The 25,009-nt window shown below is 34.9% G+C and carries 24 protein-coding genes and 1 pseudogene; 14 read left to right on the forward strand and 11 right to left on the reverse strand.

Annotated features, from left to right (window positions below):
* Nucleotides 1-70 precede the first annotated feature (70 nt).
* The 4 genes from pcp to HMPREF2580_RS11340 all read right to left on the reverse strand — a co-directional run bounded on the left by pcp (nucleotide 71) and on the right by HMPREF2580_RS11340 (nucleotide 3,672).
* Complete coding sequence (gene pcp, locus HMPREF2580_RS11325) at nucleotides 71-709, reverse strand: pyroglutamyl-peptidase I (RefSeq protein ID WP_070833158.1); 639 nt, start codon at nucleotides 707-709, stop codon at nucleotides 71-73.
* A 22-nt stretch (nucleotides 710-731) separates the two neighbouring features.
* Entirely contained in the window at nucleotides 732-1,658 is a 927-nt protein-coding gene (locus HMPREF2580_RS11330) for a DUF979 domain-containing protein (protein ID WP_070833161.1), read from the reverse strand.
* Complete coding sequence (locus HMPREF2580_RS11335) at nucleotides 1,651-2,355, reverse strand: DUF969 domain-containing protein (protein WP_070833165.1); 705 nt, start codon at nucleotides 2,353-2,355, stop codon at nucleotides 1,651-1,653. The genes HMPREF2580_RS11330 and HMPREF2580_RS11335 overlap by 8 nt, the downstream gene beginning before the upstream one ends.
* Before the next feature lie 354 nt (nucleotides 2,356-2,709).
* A complete protein-coding gene (locus tag HMPREF2580_RS11340; protein WP_002444769.1) occupies nucleotides 2,710-3,672 on the reverse strand; it encodes an oxygen-dependent tRNA uridine(34) hydroxylase TrhO in 963 nt (320 codons plus the stop codon).
* Nucleotides 3,673-3,987: 315 nt separating this feature from the next.
* Here HMPREF2580_RS11340 and HMPREF2580_RS11345 point away from each other — a divergent pair, with 315 nt between their 5' ends.
* Both HMPREF2580_RS11345 and HMPREF2580_RS12570 read left to right on the forward strand, forming a co-directional pair.
* Nucleotides 3,988-4,965 carry an SMP-30/gluconolactonase/LRE family protein gene (locus tag HMPREF2580_RS11345; protein WP_070833168.1) on the forward strand — a complete coding sequence of 326 codons (978 nt, stop codon included), beginning with the start codon at nucleotides 3,988-3,990 and terminating at the stop codon, nucleotides 4,963-4,965.
* Nucleotides 4,966-5,024: 59 nt separating this feature from the next.
* Complete coding sequence (locus HMPREF2580_RS12570) at nucleotides 5,025-5,081, forward strand: type I toxin-antitoxin system Fst family toxin (protein WP_371106734.1); 57 nt, start codon at nucleotides 5,025-5,027, stop codon at nucleotides 5,079-5,081.
* Between the two features lie 148 nt (nucleotides 5,082-5,229).
* Here the strand turns inward: HMPREF2580_RS12570 and HMPREF2580_RS11350 are convergent, their stop codons facing one another.
* Nucleotides 5,230-5,745, reverse strand: coding sequence for a YceI family protein (locus HMPREF2580_RS11350; RefSeq protein ID WP_070833171.1), 516 nt, complete (start codon nucleotides 5,743-5,745; stop codon nucleotides 5,230-5,232).
* Between the two features lie 261 nt (nucleotides 5,746-6,006).
* Here HMPREF2580_RS11350 and HMPREF2580_RS11355 point away from each other — a divergent pair, with 261 nt between their 5' ends.
* Entirely contained in the window at nucleotides 6,007-6,531 is a 525-nt protein-coding gene (locus tag HMPREF2580_RS11355; RefSeq protein WP_070833174.1) for a VOC family protein, read from the forward strand.
* Nucleotides 6,532-7,509: 978 nt separating this feature from the next.
* Here the strand turns inward: HMPREF2580_RS11355 and lqo are convergent.
* The 3 genes from lqo to HMPREF2580_RS11375 form a co-directional block, all read right to left on the reverse strand.
* Entirely contained in the window at nucleotides 7,510-9,003 is a 1,494-nt protein-coding gene (gene lqo, locus HMPREF2580_RS11365; RefSeq protein WP_070833180.1) for an L-lactate dehydrogenase (quinone), read from the reverse strand.
* 192 nt (nucleotides 9,004-9,195) lie between these two features.
* Nucleotides 9,196-9,690: a tubby C-terminal domain-like protein gene (locus HMPREF2580_RS11370; protein ID WP_256326454.1), complete on the reverse strand. Its 495-nt coding sequence runs from the start codon at nucleotides 9,688-9,690 to the stop codon at nucleotides 9,196-9,198.
* Between the two features lie 382 nt (nucleotides 9,691-10,072).
* Nucleotides 10,073-10,480 (reverse strand): YjdF family protein, encoded by a 408-nt coding sequence (locus HMPREF2580_RS11375; protein ID WP_070833183.1) that lies wholly within the window; start codon nucleotides 10,478-10,480, stop codon nucleotides 10,073-10,075.
* Between the two features lie 332 nt (nucleotides 10,481-10,812).
* Here HMPREF2580_RS11375 and pbp4 point away from each other — a divergent pair, with 332 nt between their 5' ends.
* From pbp4 to HMPREF2580_RS11390, 3 genes are all read left to right on the forward strand, one after another.
* Nucleotides 10,813-11,991, forward strand: coding sequence for a penicillin-binding protein PBP4 (gene pbp4, locus HMPREF2580_RS11380; RefSeq protein ID WP_070833185.1), 1,179 nt, complete (start codon nucleotides 10,813-10,815; stop codon nucleotides 11,989-11,991).
* Nucleotides 11,992-12,126: 135 nt separating this feature from the next.
* On the forward strand, nucleotides 12,127-13,320 hold the full coding sequence (gene fmdA, locus HMPREF2580_RS11385) for a formamidase (RefSeq protein ID WP_070833188.1): 1,194 nt from the start codon (nucleotides 12,127-12,129) through the stop codon (nucleotides 13,318-13,320).
* Entirely contained in the window at nucleotides 13,320-13,586 is a 267-nt protein-coding gene (locus tag HMPREF2580_RS11390) for an FmdB family zinc ribbon protein (RefSeq protein WP_002444755.1), read from the forward strand. The genes fmdA and HMPREF2580_RS11390 overlap by 1 nt, the downstream gene beginning before the upstream one ends.
* 85 nt (nucleotides 13,587-13,671) lie before the next feature.
* On the opposite strand, the gene HMPREF2580_RS11395 is transcribed toward HMPREF2580_RS11390, so the two are convergent.
* Together HMPREF2580_RS11395 and HMPREF2580_RS11400 are read right to left on the reverse strand one after the other, a co-directional pair.
* The gene (locus tag HMPREF2580_RS11395) at nucleotides 13,672-14,259 is read right to left on the reverse strand and encodes a TetR/AcrR family transcriptional regulator (protein WP_002444754.1); all 588 of its coding nucleotides are present in this window, start codon (nucleotides 14,257-14,259) and stop codon (nucleotides 13,672-13,674) included.
* A gap of 211 nt (nucleotides 14,260-14,470) precedes the next feature.
* Nucleotides 14,471-15,055 (reverse strand): TetR/AcrR family transcriptional regulator, encoded by a 585-nt coding sequence (locus HMPREF2580_RS11400; protein ID WP_070833190.1) that lies wholly within the window; start codon nucleotides 15,053-15,055, stop codon nucleotides 14,471-14,473.
* Between the two features lie 659 nt (nucleotides 15,056-15,714).
* On the opposite strand from HMPREF2580_RS11400, the gene HMPREF2580_RS11405 reads away from it, so the two are divergent.
* The 8 genes and pseudogenes from HMPREF2580_RS11405 to hisF all read left to right on the forward strand — a co-directional run bounded on the left by HMPREF2580_RS11405 (nucleotide 15,715) and on the right by hisF (nucleotide 22,637).
* Complete coding sequence (locus HMPREF2580_RS11405; RefSeq protein WP_070833193.1) at nucleotides 15,715-16,530, forward strand: ATP phosphoribosyltransferase regulatory subunit; 816 nt, start codon at nucleotides 15,715-15,717, stop codon at nucleotides 16,528-16,530.
* Nucleotides 16,531-16,558: 28 nt separating this feature from the next.
* The gene (gene hisG / locus HMPREF2580_RS11410; protein ID WP_070833196.1) at nucleotides 16,559-17,173 is read left to right on the forward strand and encodes an ATP phosphoribosyltransferase; all 615 of its coding nucleotides are present in this window, start codon (nucleotides 16,559-16,561) and stop codon (nucleotides 17,171-17,173) included.
* Nucleotides 17,166-18,410 (forward strand): histidinol dehydrogenase, encoded by a 1,245-nt coding sequence (hisD, locus tag HMPREF2580_RS11415; protein WP_070833199.1) that lies wholly within the window; start codon nucleotides 17,166-17,168, stop codon nucleotides 18,408-18,410. Before hisG ends, hisD begins: the two co-directional genes overlap by 8 nt.
* A gap of 13 nt (nucleotides 18,411-18,423) precedes the next feature.
* Nucleotides 18,424-19,428 (forward strand): pyridoxal phosphate-dependent aminotransferase, encoded by a 1,005-nt coding sequence (locus HMPREF2580_RS11420; RefSeq protein WP_070833202.1) that lies wholly within the window; start codon nucleotides 18,424-18,426, stop codon nucleotides 19,426-19,428.
* Entirely contained in the window at nucleotides 19,406-19,984 is a 579-nt protein-coding gene (gene hisB / locus HMPREF2580_RS11425; protein WP_070833205.1) for an imidazoleglycerol-phosphate dehydratase HisB, read from the forward strand. Before HMPREF2580_RS11420 ends, hisB begins: the two co-directional genes overlap by 23 nt.
* Nucleotides 19,981-20,559, forward strand: a complete 579-nt coding sequence (gene hisH / locus HMPREF2580_RS11430; protein WP_070833208.1) for an imidazole glycerol phosphate synthase subunit HisH — start codon at nucleotides 19,981-19,983, stop codon at nucleotides 20,557-20,559. The genes hisB and hisH overlap by 4 nt, the downstream gene beginning before the upstream one ends.
* On the forward strand, nucleotides 20,552-21,256 hold the full coding sequence (gene hisA / locus HMPREF2580_RS11435) for a 1-(5-phosphoribosyl)-5-((5-phosphoribosylamino)methylideneamino)imidazole-4-carboxamide isomerase (protein WP_070833211.1): 705 nt from the start codon (nucleotides 20,552-20,554) through the stop codon (nucleotides 21,254-21,256). Before hisH ends, hisA begins: the two co-directional genes overlap by 8 nt.
* Nucleotides 21,253-22,637: pseudogene (hisF, locus tag HMPREF2580_RS12500) on the forward strand (imidazole glycerol phosphate synthase subunit HisF). Before hisA ends, hisF begins: the two are co-directional and overlap by 4 nt.
* A 91-nt stretch (nucleotides 22,638-22,728) precedes the next feature.
* Here the strand turns inward: hisF and HMPREF2580_RS11450 are convergent.
* Nucleotides 22,729-24,987, reverse strand: a complete 2,259-nt coding sequence (locus tag HMPREF2580_RS11450; protein WP_070833220.1) for an ATP-binding cassette domain-containing protein — start codon at nucleotides 24,985-24,987, stop codon at nucleotides 22,729-22,731.
* Nucleotides 24,988-25,009 lie beyond the last annotated feature (22 nt).

The following is a 25,009-nucleotide window of genomic DNA, read 5'->3' on the forward strand; positions in this document are numbered from 1 at the left end:
TCATCGTTCGGTTCTGCTCAAATCCTAAACGCTTCTGTCCCGACCTCTTGTTTTGTTGTTGAAAATATAATTAATGTGTTTCTCCTAATGCGACTTTTTTATCTTTAAGGGTATCAATTGCTTTGATTGCAGCAGTTAATCCTTTAACAATTGTATGAATAGACATTGAAGGTTTGTCCGGTTTATTAATCGTTTGTTCTGGAATAAATGGCACATGAATGAAACCAAATCGCAAACCTGGATATGATTTGTCAGCTAAATAACCTAATTGATATAGAACATGATTACATACAAATGTTCCAGCAGTATTTGATAATCTACCTGGCACACCGGCATTTTTAATTGCTTCTGTCATCTTTTTTACAGGTAAATTTGAGAAGTAAGCTGGTGGGCCATCTTTTTGAATGACTTCATCAATAGGTTGATTTTCTTTATTATCTGCAATACGTGCATCATCAATGTTAATACCAATACGTTCAGGTGTGATTTCAAATCGGCCTCCCGCTTGACCAATTGCTAAGACGACATCGAAATCATTTTCAGCTAAGGATTTAGAAATGACCTCTTTCGATTCATGAAAGACTGTCGGAATTTCTAACTTTGTGATGCTATGATCGCCGATAGTGTCGTCTAATTGTTTGACTGCTTCTAAAGCTGGATTCATCTTTTCTCCTCCGAAAGGATCAAATGCTGTAACTAGAATTTTCATAATTTGTGATCTCCTTTAATATTTAAAATGCCCAAAAATACATCAATGCAATATGAATAACAATTAATGCGAGTGCGATAGGGGTTTGTGCTTTAATGACACCAAACTCTTGTTTCATCTCTAATAATGCAACGGGTAAGGTGTTAAAATTTGCGGCCATAGGTGTGAGTAGTGTTCCACAGAAACCAGCTGTCATTGCGAGTGCACCAGCAACAATAGGATCTCCGCCTTGTGATATAACGAATGGAATGCCGATACTTGCGGTAATCACTGTAAAGGCAGCAAAGGCATTACCCATCAACATTGTAAAGAGTACCATACCTAGAATATAGGCTATGGCACCGATAAGATGATTGCCTTCAGGTAAGAATGAGGAAATCCCTTTTGAAATTACTTGTCCCACACCGCTTGCAGTAAAGAGCACGCCAAGTGCCGCTAAGAACTGAGGTAGGATGCCAGTTGTACCAACTTGTTGTGTTAAACGATCACTATCATATAATGTGAATGATAGCTTGGGTTTAATAATCAATAGCGCTGTAATCAATCCAACTACAGATGACACGCCAAGACCAATAGCTCCACCTAGAGGCGTCCAGTTCGAGACGATGACCGCTACCACAGCTAAGACAACCGCAGGAATAAAGAGTTTATTGCCATACTTGGCAGATCCCTTTTCTGCTTCCTTATCCGTGACGTCGATAATATTTTTAATTTTTACTTGTTTGAAAAGAGTCAACACGCCCATAGATAGAACGAGAATGCCGTTAATCACATTTGGAATATAAGGACCACCTATGAAAAGTACAGCCAGTATCGTCCAGAATGCTGCAGTACCTAAACTTTTAGATTTATCAGTTGAGCGTAAAGAACGATAAGCAGTATATAAAAATTGTAGCCCGATAAGGATGTAGAAGATTTCTAAAATATGATTTAAAGTTGTTTCACTCATGATCTTTTACCTCTTTATGTCCATATTTTTTATTAAAATAGCGATCGAGCAGAATATTTTTAATCCACACGAGAATCAAAGTGATAATAGCAATTGGAATTGACGCGAGTACTAAGCTCAACGCGTTGACTTTGATGTTGAGCGTTTGGAATGTGCCAACCATAAGTAAGACACCAGCAGCTCCCACGAATAAGTTTTGTCCGAAGAAGTTACCATAGTTCTCCATTGCCGAAGCTTCAGCTTTTAACTTTTCAATGTCTTTATTATCAACGTCTTTGTCGGATAGGTTGTAACGCGTACGAAGGGCACCTTGAACCATTGGGTTAATTAAAGGTCTAACGAATTGAGGATGACCTCCGACACGAATTGAAGCAACACCAGCAATTTCACGAATAATTAAATATAAAGTAAGAAGTCGCCCGGTAGTAACTTTCTTGACGTTACTAATGAGTTTTGATGCTTGTTGTTTTAATCCAAAACGCTCAATCAAACCAACCATCGGGAGAGTAAGCATAAATAGCGTTACGAGACGTTGATCGACAAAGGCTTTGCCAAGTGTAGATAGCACTTCGACTATATCCATACCAGCAACAAGACCTGTCGTTACAGCTGCAATTAAAATAATTGCGATGGTGTCGAACTTAAGGATAAAGCCAATAATAATGATTAAAATACCAATCAATTTAATCCATTCCATAAAAACGCTCCTTTGTTACGATAATCGCTTTCCATTTTTATACATTGTTTAAAACAATAGCTACGGAAAGAAAATAATAAATAAGTTTTAATTTTCTTAATATTAGCATAGCTATATTTATTGAAAAAGAGAAGATAAAATAAATTAGAAAAAGTGTAATAATTTGTGACAAATTAAAGTAATAAAGCTTCCAAATTATGAATTACAAGAGGGCGAAACATCGAGTTCTTGGATTAATGTAAAAAATCTACTGCAAAATGTTTAATTCTAAATAGCGCATCGGAATATGGATATAAAATAAGCCCTTAAAATGAATTCTAGTCAACTCATTTTAAGGGCTAAAGTAATTATCACTTAAGCATGTGCATGTTCTGGAACATCTTTAAAGTTTTCTAAACGACGGTTCCATTCTTCATCACTAATATCATGTTTTGCAACATAACGATTACGTTCATGTTTTGCGCAGTCATATGAGCATGCGCCTAAGTATTTTTCCTCGTTTTCTTCTGAAACAAGAATTTGTTTATTACATTCTGGGTTTGCACAGTTAATATAACGTTCACAAGGTGTGCCATCGAAGTGTTCTTTACCGATAACAGTTTTTTCAACTTGGTTCACATCAACGCTAATACGTTCATCGAAAACGTACATTTTGCCATCCCAGTATTCACCTTTAGTCTCAGGGTCTTTACCGTAAGTTGCAATACCACCGTGTAATTGTCCTACATTTTCGAAACCTTCCTTAACTAACCAACCTGAGAATTTTTCGCAACGGATACCGCCAGTGCAATATGTCACAATATTTTTACCATCTAATTGATCTTTATTATTACGGATCCATTCAGGTAAGTCGCGGAAACGTGTGATGTCAGGACGAACTGCGCCACGGAAATGGCCTAAATCGAATTCATAGTCATTACGTGCATCTAAGATAATTGTATCTTCATCTTCTAAAGCTTCTTTAAATTCTTTAGGTGAATAGTATTTACCTGTTGTTACGCGAGGGTCTACATCATCTTCTAAACCTAAAGCAACGATTTCTGTTCTTGGACGAACGTGCATTTTTTTGAATGCATGACCTTCAGCTTCGTCAATTTTGAAAGTTAAATCAGCGAAACGTTCATCTGCATGCATATGTTCAATATATTTATCTGTATCTTCTTTTGTACCAGATAAAGTACCATTAATGCCTTCTGTAGAAACTAAGATTCTACCTTTTAAATTATTTTCTTTGCAGAATTCTAAGTGTTCTGCAGCAAATGTTTCGGGGTCATCAATTGTTACGTATTTATAGTATAAAAGTACTCTATAATCCATTCTTACATTCTCCTCTTTCAATTCTTCTCTATATAGGGACGATGATTTATATAAATGTCATAAGCTTATAAATATTGATGCTGTTTACATTTTTACCATTATAATATTGTACCAAAATGATAAAGAGTTTCAATATACTAGCACATAAATCATTCTTAAAGACGATATTTTTTGAAAATGTAAGCCTATATTGGACGTCATTTTCAGAGAGAATATATTTAAATGTAAGCGATATCATATCGCTGTAATGACAATTAGCATAAGTTCTTATAAAATAGTAACAAAGTGTTAAAAAGAGAAAGAGGGGTTTGAATTATGAATAATCAAGACTTGCCTACATTAAAATATATTGGGAAATCTGCAAGTGTTGCGCCAATTGTATCTGAAAATGAGTTGCAAACCGTTACAGCAGAGCCTTGGGTGAAAATTTCAGATAGAGGGTTACAGTTAGAGGGGTTAAACTTTAATCGTGAAGGCCATTTATTTTTATTAGATGTCTTTGAAGGAAATATTTTTAAGGTAGATCCTTCTACGAAAGAGGTTTCACGTTCATTTGTATCTGAAAAAACAAATCCTGCAGCAATCAAATTTCATAAAGACGAGCGTTTATTTGTATGTTATTTAGGTGATTTTAAAACTACTGGGGGCATCTTTGCGACTAATGAGGAAGGAGAACAATTTGAAGAAATCGTTTCTGAATTGAATACAGAATATTGTATTGATGATATGGTCTTCGATAGTAAAGGCGGCTTTTATTTTACTGACTTCAGAGGATACTCTACGAAGCCTCTTGGGGGCGTATATTATGTCTCTCCGGACTTTAAGTCAATCACACCAGTAATTCAAAATATCTCCGTAGCTAATGGTGTAGCGCTAAGTACTGATGAACGCGTACTCTGGGTTACTGAAACAACTACCAATCGGCTACATCGTATTGAATTAGAAGAAGATGGAGTGACTATCGCACCGTTTGGAGCGACGATTCCATATTATTTCACAGGACATGAAGGTCCCGATTCATGCTGTATCGATAGTGATGACAACCTTTATGTAGCAATGTATGGTCAAGGACGTGTCTTAGTCTTTAATAAAAAAGGTTACCCGATTGGTCAAATTCTAATGCCAGGCCGTGATGAAGGTAAAATGCTACGTTCAACACATCCACAATTTATTCCTGGTACGAATCAATTGTTAATTTGTACGAATGATATTGAGAATGGTTCTGAAGGTGGTTCAATGATTTACACAGTAAATGGATTTGCCAAAGGACATCAGAGTTACCAATTTCAATAACCCTAGGTTTGTTTGAAAGAAAAAGTAAATTAAAAAAGGCGTAAATTAAAAATTGGGCTATAGGATGCATTGTTACGACATTTAAGTTTTGGCTAGACAATCGTAATAAAAAATAAGCGACGCTATAGCCCACCATTAAATAACCCCTCACTATAAGCGACGGTAGTGAGGGGTTTGGTGTTGCTAATGGAACTAATTTATGAATGTATTATACCACCATGTGTAACATATTGCAATGTAAAATGATAGTGATGTTGCATTCTATTAATCTTCTAAACTGAATTCAGCAGATGCTTCGAATTTTACGTCTTTACCTAACATTACGCCACCAGTTTCTAAAGCTTGGTTGAAGCTGATGCCATATTTTTCACGATCGATTGTACCAGTAACGATGAATCCAGTTACTTGCGCACCATTCATAGGATTTTTGCTTACGCCATTAAATTCAACGTCAAATGTTTCTTCATGTGTTTCACCTTTAATAGTTAAATCGCCAGTTACTTTATTTTCTGATATTTCTTTAGTTTCAAATGTCCATTTATCATTTTCTTCTGTAGCGAAGAAGTCTCCAGATCTTAAGTGATTGTCTCTATCTTCATTTTGAGTATCGATTGAGCTTGGAACGATAGTTGCAGTTGCTTTTAGTGAACTTAAGTCATTAATGTCTCCATCTAATTGAACATCGAATTGTGTGAATGTACCTTTTACTTTAGAAACCATTAAGTGTTTGATTTGGAATTGAATATCGCTGTGTACTGGATCAAATGTAAATTGTGTCATAAAATAATTGCCCCTTTTTTTATTATGTTTAGGTATAATTTTTATACCTGGTATAAATATTATAATACTCGGATGGTCAAGTTGCAATAGATAAGTATGATGTTGGATAAATTTTTTTAATGTCTTCTATTTATTAATTACCCTTTTTGGATATAAATTATCAATTGTATTCAAATGTAACTATGTGTGGGGATGATTGATGTAGGGAATAATCGTTGTGATAAATGATTTCTAAATTGAACTATAGAGAGGTGAATGGGTATGAAAGATATCTCAAGAGGTATCAATCATATTGGTTTAACAGTACCTGATATAGAAAAGGCTACGGAATTTTTCAAAAAAGGTTTAGATGGGAAAATTGCATATGATAGTCAAAGAAAAGACGAAGAACCGCGGGGAGGTAAGCATGTCGAACACATCCTTGGCATAGGTAAAGGTGTTCAAATTGTTCACAAACGGATGATGGTATTTGGGAATGGGCCTAATATAGAAATGTTTGAATTTGAAAATGCAAAACAACGAGGGCCTGAATCGTTACAAGATGTGGGTTATACTCATATTTCATTTTATGTGGATGATTTCGAAGCGGCTGTCGCAAAAGTAAGATCGGCAGGCGGGGAGCCTATATCTGAGTCACATAGCAATACAAGATATGAAGATACTGATGGAAACCAAACAGTTTATGTTAAAACGCCTTGGGGAAGTCTTATCGAATTACAAACTGTTCCTAATGGATTTTATTATCCTCCAGACAGTGAGGCGGAAGTGTTTACGCCAGAGGAATAAGAGATTTAAACAGAAATGACATTTTAGAGAGCAAACAAGTTTTTAATTGACTTTAAATATAAGAAGCAGTAACATAATTTTAAATCGTAATTATTACGATTATAGAACGATAGATAATGAGTGGTTTGCACATAGATAAATGTACATATTCGTCCATGGACATTTATTCTTTATGCATTCAAAGATTATTCTTCATTACCTCAGACATAAAAGCAACTTTCCACTTTTATCTTATCGTTCTTTTTTTATAATTTAATTCTCCTGAAATTTCCAATTTATTCACTCGTCATACGATGAGTGAATTTTTTGTCTTAAGATTAGTTTTATTTCATTCATTAAAATGATACGTTCTTAATAAGTGGAGGTGTGTTTCAATGATATCGATTAAACGTGGCATATGGATAATCTTAAGTTTAATACCGATTGAATTCATTGGCATGATTGTAGATTATAAGACGTATACAATGTGGGGTTACATACCATTTATTATTATTTTGATTATTTTGGGTTGTTTTTCATTCGACCTGAAGAGCTATTTCATCATTTTAATAAGTAGACTTTTAGGGATTTTAATATCGTGGAAATGTAGTGAATATTTTATAAATTGGAAAGTGGCAGTAGACTATTTTAAGCCTTTTGATAACCTTTCATTTATTGTATTTTTAGTAATAATAGGTTTTGGGCTTCTTCATTTTGTGATGCTTGTCTTTTATACATTAAGACGCAGTTAAAATGAGACTGAAATCAATACGTCGTTAAAATAAGCTACTTCCATACTTTGTCGCTAAGTTTATATAAAATAATCCCTTTCGAAGTTGGCTCTCTCCGAAAGGGATATAGGGAATAAGGTTAAATTAATTTCAACTTTTGTTAGTTTAAAAGTTACTTCAAAATTTTACAATATTTATTAAAGGTTTTGGGTTAAGGGGGGATAACCCGTTATAGAATCTTAATATTTTGTAGGGAAATGGTTAATTATTAAGATTCATAATAATTTAATTCTAAATCTTTTGATGTTTGTTTACGTGTTTCTCTCATTAATTGAATATCATTGATAAGAGATTGACCATATGATGGAATCATTTTTTGTATTTTAGGTTTCCATTCATTTTCATAATCAGCGAAGTTTCTTTCTAAAACTTCTAACGCCACTGAAACTGAAGTTGAAGCTCCTGGTGATTCACCTAATAATGCAATGACAGAGTGATCTTCAGAGTTAACAACTTCTGTACCAAATTGAATGAATCCTTTACCGTGCTCAGGCGTATCTTTAATAACTTGAACACGTTTACCTGCAGTGTATAATTGCCAATCTTCGTCACGTGCTTCAGGGTAGAACGTGCGTAGATGGTTCATACAACCTTCTTTAGTCATCAATACTTGATCGATTGAATACTTAATTAAAGGTAAATTTTTAGCAGCAGCTGCAAGTAAAGTTGTGATGTTGTATGGTTTAACAGATTTAAATAGATCTAAGTTAGAACCATTTTTTAAGAATTTAGGCCCAACGTTCGCAAAAGGCCCAAATAATAATGTTCTTTCACCATCAATATAACGTGTATCGAGATGAGGTACAGTCATTGGCGGTGTGCCAGGTGGTTCTTTACCGTAAACTTTAACGTCATGTTCATTAATAACTGCAGGGTTGGTACATATTAAGAACTGACCGCTAATAGGGAACCCGCCTAAGTGCTTACTTTCAGGGATACCAGTTTTTTGTAATAGTGGAATAGCGCCACCACCAGCACCAATAAAGACGTAATCCGCTAATACAGTTTCTTCAGAACCGTTATTGCGATTTCTTACTTTCACTTCCCATGTACTATCTTGACGTCGGTTAAAATCAATGACCTCATGATTATATTGAACTTCTGCATTAGGGTGCTGTTCAATACTTTTAGCCATCTTACGTGTTAACTCACCGTAATTCACATCTGTACCTTCATCAATTTTACTGGCTGCCATAATTTCATTGCCTGTACGACCTTTCATCATTAATGGCATCCATTTTTTCATTTCTTCAATATCTTCTGTATATTCAATATTGTCGAACATTGGGAAGTTACGCATTGCTTCGTAACGATTTTTCAAGAATTGTACGTTATTCTTACCTCTTACGAAACTAATGTGAGGAAGGGGATTAATAAATTCTCTAGGATTATCAATGTTGCCACTTTTCACGAGGTGTCCCCAGAATTGCTTAGAAATTTCAAATTGTTCATTAATTTCTTTCGCTTTTTCGATATCAATTGAACCATCAGGTTGTTGAACTGTATAGTTCAGCTCACATAACGCAGCATGTCCTGTACCGGCATTGTTTCTTTCATTAGAACTCTCGATACCCGGACGATCTAAACGTTCAAAGAGTTTGATGTTCCAATTAGGTTCTAATTCTTTAATCATAGAACCAAATGTCGTACTTAAGACACCAGCGCCAATAATCACTATGTTTTTTGACTTGTTGCTAGGCATTTTTGCTCACCTTTCTAAAAAGATTTCGTGCAAAAATAATTAAATTATTGCGCTGACTCTTATTATAAGTGCTGTATTTCTATAACAAAAATACATATTTTCAATAACACCTATTCCATTTTGTAATAATTTGGACACAATATGACCATTGATTAGACAAAAAATAATCTATGAGTTCAGATAATGAATCGTCTAAATTTTATTCATCAATGTGTGTGACAGAATTAATAATAATTCTTCAATTGGTTTGCTACGCTCATCTAAGATATGAAAACTCACTTGTCCCTCATTCTTAGCCCAATGTGATAATTGTTCATTTTCATAATTTGTAATGATACAAGTTTCTGGGCTCATTTTTTTAATAAAATAATCTTCATTATCATAAGTGAACTTAACCGGTTTATTAACCGACGTAAACTCTTTCATATCAATTTTTGTGTTTCTATAATTACAATGAATTTCTCTGAAATTTCTAAAGTTTGGTATACATTTAGAAGTGAAAATAATATTTTTCTCCAAATCTCTAACAACATAAGACGTATAGATGCCTGCTTGAGGAATAATAATGTCTAAACCTTTGATAAATGGATTCGGATAAGCTTTTCTTATGTACAAATAAGGATCTCCATCGTTGTACATTGTCTTCCATCTTGTATCAAAGTAATTGCTGAGTGTGTAATTAATCATTCGTCATCAACCTTCGATTTTTAGAATTATCAATAAATATATATTCCCTATTCCCATGGAAAATAAAACAACTAGCGGAAAGTTTAAAATTGATTTTATTTAAGAGAAAACACCCCCCCTGGGAATTAGACGGGCACGTGCTTCCACTTCGCAAAGTATCTTAAATTAAATACAGAAGTAGCAGTAAGACGACTCCTAATTGGAATCATCTTACTGCTATTATTTTTGGGGATTATGTTTCAGCCTGATTTTACTTAAATGAGTAATCGGTATGTTTTAGATTTTTTATTTGTAGTTACTCATATGGGTTTCCAAACTTTTTACAATACTCATAAAAACCATACTTATTCATAAAAGATTGTTTTTCGATGTTTTGGGCTAATTAATGGCCTTTATGTTTTTCTTTTGCTTTTTGTTTTTTGATTGAACGCTTATAAGCTTCATGCTTTTCTTTATTTTGTTTCTTACGCTTTTTTCGTCCTTTTTTCTTTAATTCTTGTTCTTTCTTCATAGCTTCTTGAGCAATAGTTGTGAATTTAGGCTTTTTTTGTTCTTTTGCTACTTTTCTTTGTAGTCTTTTGGGATTGACCTTTGTTGTTTGAGCCTTCAGTGTAGTTTGAGTCTGAGTATTGTCTATCAAACGTTCTAAATCGTTGATGATAAATTCAATCACTTCTTCGTCACTGGGTTCTTGACCAAAAATATGTTTAGAAAATTTAACTGAATTATTCATCGAGAATTCGACTAAACCTATAAAAAACTGACCATCATGAAACACTGATAATTTCATGGCTAGTCCCTCCTCTTAATTAAACTTGAAATGATGGACAACCTGAGGAGGAGGGTTACTGACAAATCCTATGAATTTGCATTGGGACTACCAACCCAATTGTGTTTTTACATTTCACTATTTAGTATTACATGAACTGAAAAATATTACAAAACACCTATTTTTTAAAATTCACACATATTACCAATAAAAGTTTGTCACGTTGATGATTTTAGAACCTATGCAATAGTGCATTCAGTATTTTTTGAAAAGTTGCATTAAACTTGATATAAGTATTATATGCAAGGTACATACATAATTGGGAAATTTATAAAATAAAATCAGGTGATATGATGTTTCAAAGAATACTAAGCGTGACAGGCGTGTTATGCGTGGTCACATTATTATCAGCTTCTCCAAGTTTTGCATTGGAAAAACCAACATCTTTATTAAAGAACAAAGATAATATGAAAATTTCAAGCACATACGAACCTCAATCTTTAACACTCTCAACAGAACAAGGTCAAATATTATATAGTTATCATGAAAATAAAAAAGTAGATCCTGCTTCTTTAACTAAAATGATGACAATGTATTTGACACTAGATGCTGTAAAATCTGGAAAACTACATATGAACGATAAAGTGAAAATTACTAACCAACAGGCGCAATTATCTCGAAAATCTAACCTATCCTCAGTTCCCTTAAAAGCTGGTCAAATCTATACAGTTAAAGAAATTTTAAGTCAAACTGCTTTAGCATCTAGTAATGCTGCTGCTTTAATTCTAGGAGAAAAGGTATCGAAATCGACGTCTACTTTTACAGATCAAATGAATCAACAAGCAAAGCAATTTCATATGAATCATACCCACTATACAAGTCCTACAGGGGCAGATACTCATTTATTAGGACCTAGTGCCCCTGAAAAGTATAAAAACCAAGGTAAGACGCAAAGTACATCCAAAGATATGAATATAATGATGTATGAAATGTTAAAAAATCATCCGGAAATACTGAAAATTACTAAGAAAACGTCAGAAACTCAAAAAGGACAAACGTTTAAATCTACAAACTTATCTTTAAAAGGGCAGCCTAAGTATTATAAAGGGACTGATGGTTTGAAAACAGGAACAAGTGATTCAGGATATAGTTTAGCTTTGACGAATAAACAACATCGTTTAAGGCTGAATGAAACGATTCTAGATGTGTCGCCTTATCCAAGTGAAACAGCTAAACTTACACGTAATGAAATTGCGAATGATATGATGAAGTACTATCGTAAACAATACGAGTATAAAAAGGTTTTATCCAAAGGAGAGCACAAGATTGATGGCACAACATATGATGTGAAGAAAGATTTATATGACGTTGTTCCTAAACATCAAAAATGGTATATCGCCATTAATAATAAAGGTAATGCATATGTTCACTATAAACGAAATTATCTCGAGGGTGCTTCATATCCTTCGGTCAAAGCTGATAAAAAAAGTAAAGGTATATTAAGTTGGTTATCGCATCTATTTTTGCGATAACCTATTATTTTGAAGTTTAATGTAAGCGTTTTACCATATTTGTACTAATACTTACATGTAATATGTTAATATTCAATTGACAGAATGTTCCGACATCATCAAGCGTTATAACTTTCATACAAGGGGGTTAGGCCCATGCCTAAAAAGTTATTTAGTATTGATTTAAACAAGACAATGGATCAACAAGCGCATCCAGGACATAACAGATGGCATCCAGATATTCCGGCAGCATTTTCAGTAGAACCTGGAGAATCATTTAGAATGGAATGTTTAGACTGGACTGATGGACAAGTAGGAAATAATGATGACGCAAATGAAATTAAATACGTCAATTTGAATCGTGTCCATGTATTAAGTGGTCCTGTGTATGTGAATGGTGTCGAACCAGGAGATTTACTTGTCGTTGATATTCTAGACATCGGAACTTTTCCTGAACATGAATGGGGATTTAACGGTATCTTTGATAAAACGAATGGAGGCAGTTTCTTAGTGGACCATTATCCTAATGCGGCCAAGTCCGTTTGGGATTTCAATGGAATCTATGCTACTAGTCGACATGTTCCAGGAGTCGAATTTGCAGGGGTTATTCATCCGGGCTTAATTGGAGTGGCACCATCTCAAGAAATGTTAGACGAATGGAATCGTCGTGAACTTGCGCTTGTCGATACAGACCCGGACCGTGAACCTGTGTTAGCGAATTTACCTACTGAGGATGCGGTAGTATTAGGTACGCTTAAAGGAAGAGATTTTGATCGTGTAGCTAAAGAAGGCGCACGTACAGTTCCGCCTCGTGAAAATGGGGGCAACTGTGATATCAAAGATTTATCAAAAGGGTCTCGAATTTACTTCCCAGTTCATGTTAAAGGTGCCAAATTATCTGTAGGTGATTTACATTTTTCTCAAGGTGATGGAGAAATTACATTCTGTGGTGGTATTGAAATGCCAGGATGGATTGAATTACGCGTGAATGTCATTAAAAATGGGATGGAAAAGTATCACATTAAGAAAAATCCAACATTCAAACCAGGTCCACTTCTACCAAATTATAATGATTATATTGTCTTCGAAGGTATTTCTGTAAATGAATTTACAGGTGAACAAAAATATAATGATGCGACCACTGCATACAGAAATGCGGTGCTTAATGCGATTGAATTCTTGAAAACACGAGGATTCACTGGAGAGCAAGCTTATATGCTACTAGGTACAGCGCCAGTGCAAGGCACAGTTGCCGGTATCGTAGATGTTCCGAATGCCTGCTGTACGATTGCGATTCCGAGAGAGATATTTAAAGACGATATTGTACCGAGTTTGGAGCCTGATGAATAATGCCAAAATATACTTATGATTGTTCAACGTGTGGGCCATTTACAATGAGACAATCCATGAATGAACAACATGAATATGCATATTGTCCACATTGTGGCGACACATCTACACGTGTATTTAACGCTTTTCAAACTTATAAAATGGATGGGAAATTAAAGCAACGTATTGAAAAAGGTCAACAACCTCGTGTTGTTACTAAAGATAAGTTGCCGACAAATAAACGTAAAAAAGCCACACAAGGAAGACCTTGGATGGCAGGACACTAAGCGCTAAAATAAGAACCTTCGCTAAATAATGACACTATTGGGGGTCATATCACTATCTAGCGAGGGTTTTCATCTATAATAGTTATTAAAATTTTTTAATGTGTGTTTCTCTAATGCCATTTATAATTTTGACGACTTCTCGTGTTAAATCTTCGACTGAACGCTTTTGTCCCTCTTTTAACCAAGCATAAATAATGCGCAAGATACCACCAGCCATGAATTCCATGTAAACCTCTAAATCAATATTAAATCGAATGCCATGACGGATGTCGAAATTAACCTGTCTTTCAACACCCTTATAAAGCTGGTTATATACAATGCGGGTAATTTCGTCATAATAGGCAATAGTAAAGACGCTTTGGATAGTATCTCTATTTTCTATTAAAAAATAAAGCGTCTCCCTAACTATATTTTCGAAATATGTTTTCGGTTCTTTCACCAATAAATTATCTAAATGAGATTCATGCAAACTGTTGAAAAAGTTAGCTAGAACTTGGTTTAATAAATCATATTTATCACTGTAATGACGATAGAAAGTTGAGCGACGTACCATAGCTCGATCACACAAATCTTGAACAGTAATCTGACTAAAATTCTTCGTCTTAAGTAGTTCTAAGAATGAATCCATAAGCGCACGTTGTGTCTTCTTAACACGTAAATCATTGTTATTCATTTTTATTCACCTCATTAATCCGACACTTCAAAATCTGTGTGATTGATGCATATAGTGTTTGATGGTTGCTCTGTAAAATAATTTCTGAGCGTTGCAAATTAATAATTAACAGCATTTACTATAGTACTTCACTTATAGCCTGAGCACAATTGCATTGTACTACTTTTATCGTTGAAAATGGTGTTGAGGTGTATGGTCGAGATAGTACTTTTTAAAATTTAGCATGATAATTATGTACACCATTCAGAATAGTAACCACTTCTTTTGTTAAATCATCTATTGAACGTTCTTGGCCGTCTTGAATCCAAGCATACATTGTACGTAATATGCCTCCTGCAATAAAGTCAGCAAGAATATCTATATCAACATTAAATTCAACTCCATGACGTATTTCAAACTGTATTTGAGCTTTCATACCTTCATACAATTGCTCATATATAATATCAGTGACTTCATCATAGAGTGCCATAGTTAGTACATTTTGAACAATAGGTTTATGTTCATATAAATAATCCAATGATTCACGAATCACTTTCTCGAAGTGGGGTCTAGGATCATTTGGATTTAAAGTTGTAGAATGTTTCTCTCTCACTCTAAAAATCAACTTTTGTATCAATAATTTAAGTAAATCATACTTATCGTCGAAACGTCTATAAAATGTTGAACGTCTGACTAAAGCTTTGTCACATAAATCTTGGACGGTAATTTGACCAAAATCTTTCGTTCTTAGCGTTTCAAATAAAGCATTTAATAATGCTTGTTCAGTTTTTTCTACACGCAGATCTTTATTTTTCATTATACACCTCGTAAAATGAGACATTTATTAAAATATGTCACATAAGTATCAGATGGCTTAATTTGCATTCACATTCTTTGATTTAAAATTGATATAATCCTAATTGTGATTACAATTGAATAAATCTTTTGAGTGGGCAATGATATTACTATATAAGCCATACTAACTCATTAAATTGGGCTTTATGGGTTAGTATGTTTTGTGTGGTAATTAGAGTATACTGTTAATTTTTTCTCAAAATCACTTACGCAGCTTTATGCTGCATCCCTAAATTTTTGTGTATTAATGTAGTCATAGTATCTCTAGTTATTGCGTGTGTTGAGCAAAATGCTAATCGTTATCGATTGGTATTTTGCTTTTTTTTGTGGAGGATTTTAAAAATATGTGTAAGCAACAGAGTTTTAAATTTAAAATTGCTTAAAGATAATATGTATAACTACTTTTTAGAATAATATATCTATTAGAGTTAAACAAGGTGTATATGAGATTAAAAGAAGATGATGTGTGGATGAGTTAAAATGCAAAGGTAAAAGTGTGTTTATAATTGAAAGAATTTTCAGAAAAATACTTGTAATATTAATTTCGTCATGGTAGTTTAATACTACATTTTCACTTTAGTACAATATAGCATTAAAGTGTTTGGGTCGAGGTGACATCGTGTGAGTAAATTAGACATAATTTCGATTAAAGAAAAGGAATTAGCATTTCTAAAGTATTTCAAACAACAAGGTTATCAACTTGTTGATTTTAATTTAATAGAAAAGTTGAACTGGGGAAATCTTACGCATGAAGATTTACAACAAATGGAAGAACGTCATTTTTGGCAACATCATAAACACTTATATGCCTTAAGAAACGATTTTACTGATCAATTATTTAGATATTACTCAGCTTATCCTTCAAATCACCAACAAGTTGCGTATGCTGGCGACATTATTAGAAATAATAAAGTGATTAAACAAATAGGAATCGAAAATTATCATCCTTCACGTGAAGTGATTAAAAACAGTTTTATACATTTTCACAAATTCATTAAAATCGGTCTTCATGATCGTATACAATTTGTGATTCTTGGACACTATCAATTGATCGATGCACTTCTAGACCAACAGTTTCAAACACCCGACGTAGTAGAAATGATTGAAGAAAGAAATATATCAGGTTTGGTTAACAAATTGGGTGTGCATCATCCGCTTATTCGAATATTAAAAGAGAACACATTAAATCAACTCCAGTTGCTTCCCAATTACCTCAGCGCTAACCATCCTGCGCTTCAAACATTGCAATTGTGGGAAGGATGGCTAAAATCATGGGGATTGAAAGATATTCATCTCGATATTACTGCACAGCCACCAAGGTCTTATTACAAGGGTGTATTTATCAAATGTCATTTAGAACACTCGCACGAAAGTGTGTTAACAGGTGGGTACTACCATGGTGAGTTAGAAGGATTTGGCTTAGGTTTGACGCTGTAATTTTATAAAAGGGGAAGGAGTGAATGTCATGTTACGTGTAGCATTAGCAAAAGGACGATTATTAGACAGTTTCATAGACTATTTACAGAGAGTAAAACAGAAAGACATGTCTGAGGCGTTATTATCGAGAAAAAGGTTATTACTGCTTACTGTAGATAGCATTGAATTTATTCTAGTTAAAGGGAGCGATGTACCTACATATGTTGAGCAAGGTATTGCAGATGTTGGGATTGTCGGGAGTGATGTGCTAAACGAACACAAATTTAATATTAATAACTTATTAGATTTGCCATTTGGAAAATGTCACTTTGCTTTAGCTTCTAAACCTCAAACGACGACGTACAAAAAAGTAGCGACGAGCTATATTCATACGGCCACACAGTACTTTGCCAACCAAGGAATGGATGTTGAACTCATTTATTTAAATGGTTCAGTCGAACTTTCATGTCTTGTTGACATGGTTGACGGGATTGTAGACATCGTACAAACAGGTACAACACTTAAGGCGAATGGTCTTGTTGAGAAGAGACATATTGGAGATATCAATGCCAAGTTAATTACGAATAAAGAGGCATATTTCAAGAAATCTACTGAAATAGAAAGGTTAATTAAGCAATTGGGGGTGTCTATTGACTATGCTTAAAGCACAACAATTTATAGAACAATTTGCTCAGAATGAAACATTAGACGAATCACTGTATCCGTTAGTACGAGATATATGTGAGGAAGTCAAATTAAAAGGGGACCGTGCACTAAAAAATTATAATTTAACATTTGACCATGTGAAAACAGATCAATTAGAAGTGGCTCAATCTAAACTCAAAGAAGCTTATGATAATTTAGACGAAACAACACGACATGCCCTTGAACAAAGTTATAGACGAATTAAAGCCTATCAAGAAAAGATTAAGACAAACATGACCCAACTTAAAAGCGAAGAATGCTACGAAATCTATCATCCTATTGAGCGCGTAGGGATTTATGTTCCAGGAGGTAAAGCGAGTTATCCTTCTACGGTACTAATGACGGCAACGCTTGCACAAGTAGCAGAGGTAAAGCATATTACCGTCGTAACACCACCTCAACCGGACGGGATTTGTAAAGAAGTATTAGCAGCTTGTTACATTACTGGCGTGAACCATGTTTATCAGGTCGGTGGAGCTCAAAGTATTGCCGCGTTGACGTATGGAACAGACGCTATTGAGAAGGTCGATAAAATTGTAGGACCAGGCAATCAATTTGTAGCCTATGCTAAAAAGTATGTCTTCGGGCAGGTAGGTATCGACCAAATTGCTGGACCTACAGAGATTGCGTTGATTATAGACGACACTGCAGACTTAGATGCGATTACCTACGATGTCTTCGCACAGGCAGAACATGATGAAATGGCACGTACTTATGTAATTAGTGAAGATGAGCACGTATTAAACCAACTAAAAACTAAAATAACTAAAGCGCTCGCAGATGCGAAACGTAAAGATATTATTTCAAAAAGTATCGCTCAACATCATTATTTAATTTTAGCTTCAAATCATGACGAAGCATGTCAAGTTATGAACACGATTGCCCCAGAACACGCATCTATTCAAACAAAAGCACCGGAAACATACGTTGAAAAGATTAAATATGTAGGTGCGTTATTTTTAGGACATTATTCTCCTGAAGTGATCGGTGACTATGTAGCTGGACCTAGTCACGTCCTTCCAACAAACCAAACTGCTAGATTTTCAAATGGGTTAACAGTAAATGATTTTATGACGCGCAATTCAGTGATTCAGTTAACGCAACAAACCTTTAAAGAGGTCGCGCATTCAGCAGAACACATTGCACATATTGAATCTTTATATAATCATGAAAAGTCTATTCAAATACGCAATTAAGGAGGGACACATATTGATACGTATAGATAAGAATGAAAGTCCCATTGCACCTTTATCACAGGTTCAACTTAATGAAATTTTGAAAGACATGCAATACAACTTATATCCTGATGAAGAATATCAACGATTTAGAGAAGCTTATGCTTCATTTTATAAATTAAAGCCAAATCAAGTGATTGCGGCAAATGGTTCAGATGAATTAATTCAAAAATTGATGTTGATTATGCCAGAAGGGCCTGTGCTCACGTTAAACCCTGACTTCTTCATGTATCAAGCGTATGCTGCACAAGTGCGACGTCCTATTGAATTTGTAGAATCTGATCAAGATTTACAATTTAATTTGCAACACATTTTAGATCGGATTGAAGCGGTTCGCCCATCATTTTTCATTATGAGTAATCCACATAATCCGACTGGAAAGCAATTTGATATGACTTTCATTAACTCAATCAGTGAGAAATTGAATAAGATAGGTAGTTACTTTGTTATAGATGAAGCATATCTTGATTACGGTCAACCTTACGAGGTTCCGAATACCCCTCATGTTATTCGCATGCGTACACTTTCGAAAGCTTTTGGTATAGCAGGGTTACGCCTTGGTATCATCATCGGTCACGAAGCAACGATTCGTTTGATTCAACGTATAGAACATCCTTATCCACTTAATAGTTTCACATTGAAAGTGGCTACGTCACTTTTTATTTCTGAAAATGACACAACAGCATTTTTAAAGAGACAGCGTGCACTAGCGACACGATTGAAAGCGATTTTCACCAAGCATGTTGCAGACGTTATCAAAGTGTATCCTTCCTATACAAACTTTGTCTTAACTAAAGGCAAACTCGCGCATGATTTAGGGGAATTTATTTTCAAAAATGGGTTTAAACCACGAATTTATGAAGAAGAAAATATGAAGGATTATGTCCGTTATTCTATAGCCACTGAGGAACAGCTTGAGCAATTAGAAGGCATTGTTAAAGAATGGAGAGAGCGTTATGACTTATCGAAAAATACGTAACACCAATGAAACACAATTAAATATTGAACTTGCTAATAATGGTCAACCATCTCATATCGATACGGGCGTAGGTTTCTTAGACCATATGCTGACACTTTTTACGTTTCACAGTGGTTTAACTCTAAATATTGTAGCGAACGGTGATACATATGTAGATGATCATCATGTTACTGAAGATATTGGTATTGTCATAGGTCAATTGTTACAAGAACTGACACGTGACCAAAGAAGCTTCACTCGGTATGGAAGTGCCTATATACCAATGGATGAAACGCTCGCACGTACGATTGTAGATATTAGCGGTCGACCCTATCTTTCTTTTAATGCCAATCTCAGTAAGGAAAAGGTAGGTACATTTGATACTGAGCTAGTTGAAGAATTCTTTCGAGCGTTAGTGATTAATGCACGTTTAACCGTTCATATTGATTTAATTCGAGGTGGCAATACGCATCATGAAATTGAAGCGATATTTAAATCATTTGCAAGAGCGTTAAAGGTAGCGCTTATGCCTTCTAAAGATGGTCTTATTCCTTCATCTAAAGGTGTGATTGAATGATTGCAGTTATAGATTACGGTTTAGGAAACATCAGTAACGTAACTCGAGCTATTAAACATTTAGGGTATGAAGTCGTTTTGACGTGTGAAGAAGCAGAAATGATGTCTGCTGATGCTATCGTTTTGCCAGGTGTAGGTCATTTCAAAGATGCAATGGTATCCATTCACTCTAAAGGGTTAGATCAAATCTTAAAAAAGATTGATGGCACACCGATTATTGGAATATGTCTAGGTATGCAGTTGTTATTTGAGCATAGTGCTGAAGGAGACGTCGATGGTTTAGGACTTGTCCCGGGAAATATTGTGCCGATTCAAACTTCGTATCCAGTACCTCATTTAGGATGGAATCAGTTACACAGTCAACATCCTTTATTACAAACTGATGTTTATTTTGTTCATTCGTATCAAGCAGAAATGTCTGAGCATGTTTTGGCGTACGCTAATTATGGTACTCAAGTTCCAGGCGTCATTCAATATCGTCATTACATTGGGATTCAATTTCACCCTGAGAAAAGCGGTGAACATGGCTTAGCCATTTTAAAGCAGGCATTGAAAGGCGGTTTTATTGATGATTGAATTATGGCCAGCAATCGATCTCATAAATTCAACAAGTGTTAGATTAACAGAAGGTAAATATAACTCCGAAGAAAAGATGGAAAGATCTGTTGAAGACAGTATCGAATTTTATAGTGAGTTCGAGAGTGTGAAACGTATCCATATCGTCGATTTAATCGGTGCGAAAGCTAAAGAAACGAGAGAACTGGATTATATTAAAACATTGAGAGGCCGTACACATAAGCCAATTGAAGTAGGAGGCGGCATTCGTACAATATCGACAATTGAAGACTATTTTAACGCTGGTATTGATTACTGCATCGTAGGTACAAAAGGTATTCAACATCCTCAATGGTTAAGTGAAATTGCCAATCATTTTCCAGGAAAAATTTATCTATCAGTGGATGCGTATCAAGAAGATATAAAGATCAATGGTTGGGAAGAAGATGCACAACTCAATTTGTTTGAGTTCGTATCGCAAATAGAAGGATTACCGCTTGGTGGGATTATTTATACAGATATTTCAAAGGACGGAAAGTTATCAGGGCCAAACTTTGAGATCACAGGTCGACTAGCTGAGTTTACAAATTTACCTATCATTGCGTCTGGTGGCATAAGACATCAACATGATTTGAAACGTTTAGAGCAACTTAATGTACATGCGGCCATCGTTGGTAAAGCTGCACATCATGCATCATTTTGGGAGGGATTATCTTGATTAAGAAGAGAATTATTCCTTGTTTAGATGTGAAGGATGGTCGTGTAGTGAAAGGGGTTCAATTTAAAGGATTGAGAGATATTGGAAATCCTGTTGATTTAGCTTTGTATTATAACGATGCAGGTGCAGATGAACTTGTCTTTTTAGATATTTCAAGAACTGAGGCAGGACATGATTTAATGCTCGAAGTGATAGAGGAAACGGCTAATCAACTCTTTATCCCTCTTACAATTGGAGGTGGCATTCAAACATTGGATGATATCACACAATTACTTCATCACGGTGCGGATAAAGTGTCATTGAATTCAAGCGCCCTAAAAAATCCTGAACTCATTCGACAGGCGAGTGAAAAGTTTGGGAGACAATGTATTTGTATCGCAATAGATAGTTATTACGATGAGAATAGACACGATTATTTCTGTACGACGCATGGCGGTAAAAAATTAACAGATGTCCGTGTCTATGACTGGGTTCAACAAGTAGAACATTTAGGCGCAGGAGAACTTCTCGTTACAAGTATGCGTCATGATGGGATGAAACAAGGGTTTGATATTGAACATTTGTCCGAGATTAAGTCCTTAGTTAATATCCCAATAATAGCTTCAGGAGGCGGAGGAAACGCTCAGCATTTTGTAGAATTATTCCGAAAAACAGATGTATCTGCAGGTTTAGCGGCAAGTATTTTACACGATAAGGAGACATCAGTTGATCAGATTAAAGAAACATTACGCCAAGGAGGTGTACCTGTAAGATGAGTAAAGATGTAGATTTTTCAAAAGGATTAGTGCCAGCCATTTTACAAGATGCGATGACAAATCAAGTATTAATGCTTGGTTACATGAACGAAGAAGCTTTTCAAAAAACTGTAGATGAAGGTGTAGTCACTTTCTATTCAAGGTCTAAAGAACGATTATGGACGAAAGGTGAGTCTTCAGGACATACGCAAAGCGTTGTAGATATTCATATAGACTGTGATAATGATACATTACTTATTAAGGTCAATCCTAATGGGCCTACATGTCATACGGGGAGCCAAAGTTGTTTTAATACTGAAGTGCCTTTTGTTGTTCAATCGCTTCAACAAACAGTGCGTGAAAGTGCTAAGTCGAATAAAAGCAAGTCTTACACGCAATACTTACTTAAAGAAGGGATAGAGAAAATTTCTAAAAAGTTTGGGGAAGAAGCTTTTGAGGTGGTCATTGGTGCAATGAAGCACAATCAACAAGAAGTGGTTAATGAAACAGCTGATGTCATGTATCATTTATTCGTGTTATTACATGCATTAGACATTCCGTTTTCAGAAGTGGAAAAAGTATTGGCGCAACGACATCAGAAAAGTAATAACTTTAAAGGTGAGAGAAAAGATATCCAACAATGGTAAATGAATCATCTATAGAAGAAAAGCCTCTAAATTGAAATGATTTAAAATTTCAGTTTAGAGGCTTTTATAATAGTATCAATGTTTATATAGATTATTTGTGAATATAACGATTTAAATGCTTTGCGGTAACTGAATTCTTTATTTTTAGTAGTCCGGCAGGCTGACCGCTATATAATAATTGGCCACCTTTATCTCCAGCATAAGGTCCAATATCAATAAACCAATCGGCTTGAGTCATCATCGTTAAATTATGTTCAATAAGAATAACGGTATTACCTTGTTCAATCAAATGGTTAAAGCAATCGATAAGGACAGGTAAATCATCTTCATGAAGTCCAGTCGTTGGTTCATCGAAAATAAAGATTTGATCGTGTACATCTTCAGTGAGATATCGGCTTAATTTAACACGTTGAATTTCTCCACCAGACAAAGTATCTAAAGATTGACCTAAAGTCATATAGTTAAGCCCAGTGTTCGCTAATGCTTGAAGCGGACGAGTGATACTTTCTTGTCCGTCAAACTGCGCAATGGCTTCACTGACAGTGAGTGCTAAGATATCCGCGATAGAGTTACCATCTACTGTTGCTTCTAGTACTTCAGGGCGGTATCTTGTGCCATTGCACATCTCACAAATTTGGGAAAAGTCTGGCATAAATGCAAGTTCAGTTTTAATAACACCTTTACCATGACATTCAGGGCATGCACCTTCAGAATTATAACTAAACATGCTTTTTTTCATGCCCGTGTGTTGACTAAAGAAACTTCGTACATCATCAAAGATATTTAAATACGTCAGTAAGTTAGATCTATTAGACGCATGAGGTGGTTTCTGATCGATAAAAATAGCACGATCATCGTGTTCAAATGCTGCTGAAATAAGCGAACTCTTTCCAGAACCAGCCATACCTGTTACGACGGTCATAGCTTGTTTAGGTAATTGCGTTGAAATATGATTCAAATTATTTCGTGAGATATCTTTGATATGAAACATTTCTGTAGTAGTTCTAGGATTTTCTTTAAGGTCATGCCTTTTGTTTAAAGCTTTACCCGTGCTCGTTTGAGATTGAAGTAAGCCATCATATGTCCCCTCGAACATAATCTCTCCGCCATCTTTCCCGGCATTAGGTCCAATATCAATCACATGATCGGCCGTTTGTATCACATCTGGGTCGTGTTCGACAACAAGCACTGTGTTTCCTTTATCTTTAAGCGACTGAATCATATCATTAATTCTTTGAATATCTTCAGGATGTAGTCCAACGCTTGGCTCATCAATAATATAAACTAAATCACTTAGTGGACTATTTAAATGTCTGATCAGTTTAATACGTTGAGATTCGCCACCTGACAGTGAAGTTGTCTCTCGTGATAAAGTTAAATAATTTAAACCGATATAACTCAATGCCTGTAGTTGTTGCTTTAATGGTTCAATAATCACTTTGGCTGTATTTGAATTGATATTTTCTAGAAAATGAACGGCATCATCAATAGGTAAATCGGTGAAATCAGCGATATTCACACCATTGATTTTACAACTTAAAACTTTATCATTGAGTCTTTTACCATGACATGATGGGCATTCATGTTTTGATACAACACGATCAATATCAGCTTTGAAACGTTTCTTTTCAAAATTATCATTAAGCAAGAAAGAACGTCTAAAGCGATGAATTAAACCTTCAAATTTTGCTGTTCTTGGCCAATTTGAAGGAGGATTTTTTAATTTTGTAGGTTCAGTATATAAAAATGTATCCATTTCTTCTTTAGTGTAGTCTTTTAGTTTCTTATCATTATCAAATAATCCGGTATAAAGGTAACGTTTACCACGCCAACTATCAGGTCTAAAGGAAGGGAATTTAATCGCATCTTCATTTAGTGATTTGTCGAAATCTAGTAATTCGTTTAAATCAATATCTTCTACATAACCTAAACCTGAACATGTATCGCACATTCCTTTAGGATTATTAAAAGAGAAAATATCTGAATATCCTACAAAGGGTTCTCCAATTCTAGACCACAACAGCCTTACAGAAGCATAAATGTCTGAAATAGTACCTACAGTGGAACGTGAATTTCCACCAAGACGTTTTTGATTTATAATCATGGCGACAGGCAAATGATTGATTTGATCGACATTTGGTTTTTCGTATTGAGTTAATTGGTGTTGGACATAACTCGAATATGTTTCATTTAATAGTCGTTCTGACTCAGCGGCTATCGTATTAAAGACTAATGAAGACTTACCTGAGCCCGACCTCCCTGTAAATACAGTTAATTGATGTTTAGGGATGCTGACATCAATATTTTTAAGATTATTTTGTTTAGCTCCTAATATTTCAATGTTTGACATTCTTTTCACCTCATTATTCAAC

Origin of the sequence: Staphylococcus sp. HMSC036D05 (genome assembly GCF_001836225.1) — a bacterium.
Taxonomy (GTDB): domain Bacteria; phylum Bacillota; class Bacilli; order Staphylococcales; family Staphylococcaceae; genus Staphylococcus; species Staphylococcus caprae.

Bases quoted from the DNA above. Each gene is read 5' to 3' on its own strand.
- HMPREF2580_RS11450 (WP_070833220.1), bottom strand. From the start codon at position 24,987: ATGTCAAACATTGAAATATTAGGAGCTAAACAAAATAATCTTAAAAAT.
- pbp4 (WP_070833185.1), top strand. From the start codon at position 10,813: ATGTTTCAAAGAATACTAAGCGTGACAGGCGTGTTATGCGTGGTCACA.
- hisB (WP_070833205.1), top strand. From the start codon at position 19,406: ATGACTTATCGAAAAATACGTAACACCAATGAAACACAATTAAATATT.
- hisH (WP_070833208.1), top strand. From the start codon at position 19,981: ATGATTGCAGTTATAGATTACGGTTTAGGAAACATCAGTAACGTAACT.
- HMPREF2580_RS11400 (WP_070833190.1), bottom strand. From the start codon at position 15,055: ATGAAAAATAAAGATCTGCGTGTAGAAAAAACTGAACAAGCATTATTA.
- HMPREF2580_RS11330 (WP_070833161.1), bottom strand. From the start codon at position 1,658: ATGAGTGAAACAACTTTAAATCATATTTTAGAAATCTTCTACATCCTT.
- pcp (WP_070833158.1), bottom strand. From the start codon at position 709: ATGAAAATTCTAGTTACAGCATTTGATCCTTTCGGAGGAGAAAAGATG.
- HMPREF2580_RS11375 (WP_070833183.1), bottom strand. From the start codon at position 10,480: ATGAAATTATCAGTGTTTCATGATGGTCAGTTTTTTATAGGTTTAGTC.
- HMPREF2580_RS11335 (WP_070833165.1), bottom strand. From the start codon at position 2,355: ATGGAATGGATTAAATTGATTGGTATTTTAATCATTATTATTGGCTTT.
- HMPREF2580_RS11395 (WP_002444754.1), bottom strand. From the start codon at position 14,259: ATGAATAACAATGATTTACGTGTTAAGAAGACACAACGTGCGCTTATG.
- HMPREF2580_RS11370 (WP_256326454.1), bottom strand. From the start codon at position 9,690: ATGATTAATTACACACTCAGCAATTACTTTGATACAAGATGGAAGACA.
- hisA (WP_070833211.1), top strand. From the start codon at position 20,552: ATGATTGAATTATGGCCAGCAATCGATCTCATAAATTCAACAAGTGTT.
- HMPREF2580_RS11340 (WP_002444769.1), bottom strand. From the start codon at position 3,672: ATGGATTATAGAGTACTTTTATACTATAAATACGTAACAATTGATGAC.
- HMPREF2580_RS11355 (WP_070833174.1), top strand. From the start codon at position 6,007: ATGAAAGATATCTCAAGAGGTATCAATCATATTGGTTTAACAGTACCT.
- HMPREF2580_RS11390 (WP_002444755.1), top strand. From the start codon at position 13,320: ATGCCAAAATATACTTATGATTGTTCAACGTGTGGGCCATTTACAATG.
- HMPREF2580_RS11345 (WP_070833168.1), top strand. From the start codon at position 3,988: ATGAATAATCAAGACTTGCCTACATTAAAATATATTGGGAAATCTGCA.
- lqo (WP_070833180.1), bottom strand. From the start codon at position 9,003: ATGCCTAGCAACAAGTCAAAAAACATAGTGATTATTGGCGCTGGTGTC.
- hisG (WP_070833196.1), top strand. From the start codon at position 16,559: ATGTTACGTGTAGCATTAGCAAAAGGACGATTATTAGACAGTTTCATA.
- hisD (WP_070833199.1), top strand. From the start codon at position 17,166: ATGCTTAAAGCACAACAATTTATAGAACAATTTGCTCAGAATGAAACA.
- HMPREF2580_RS11350 (WP_070833171.1), bottom strand. From the start codon at position 5,745: ATGACACAATTTACATTTGATCCAGTACACAGCGATATTCAATTCCAA.
- fmdA (WP_070833188.1), top strand. From the start codon at position 12,127: ATGCCTAAAAAGTTATTTAGTATTGATTTAAACAAGACAATGGATCAA.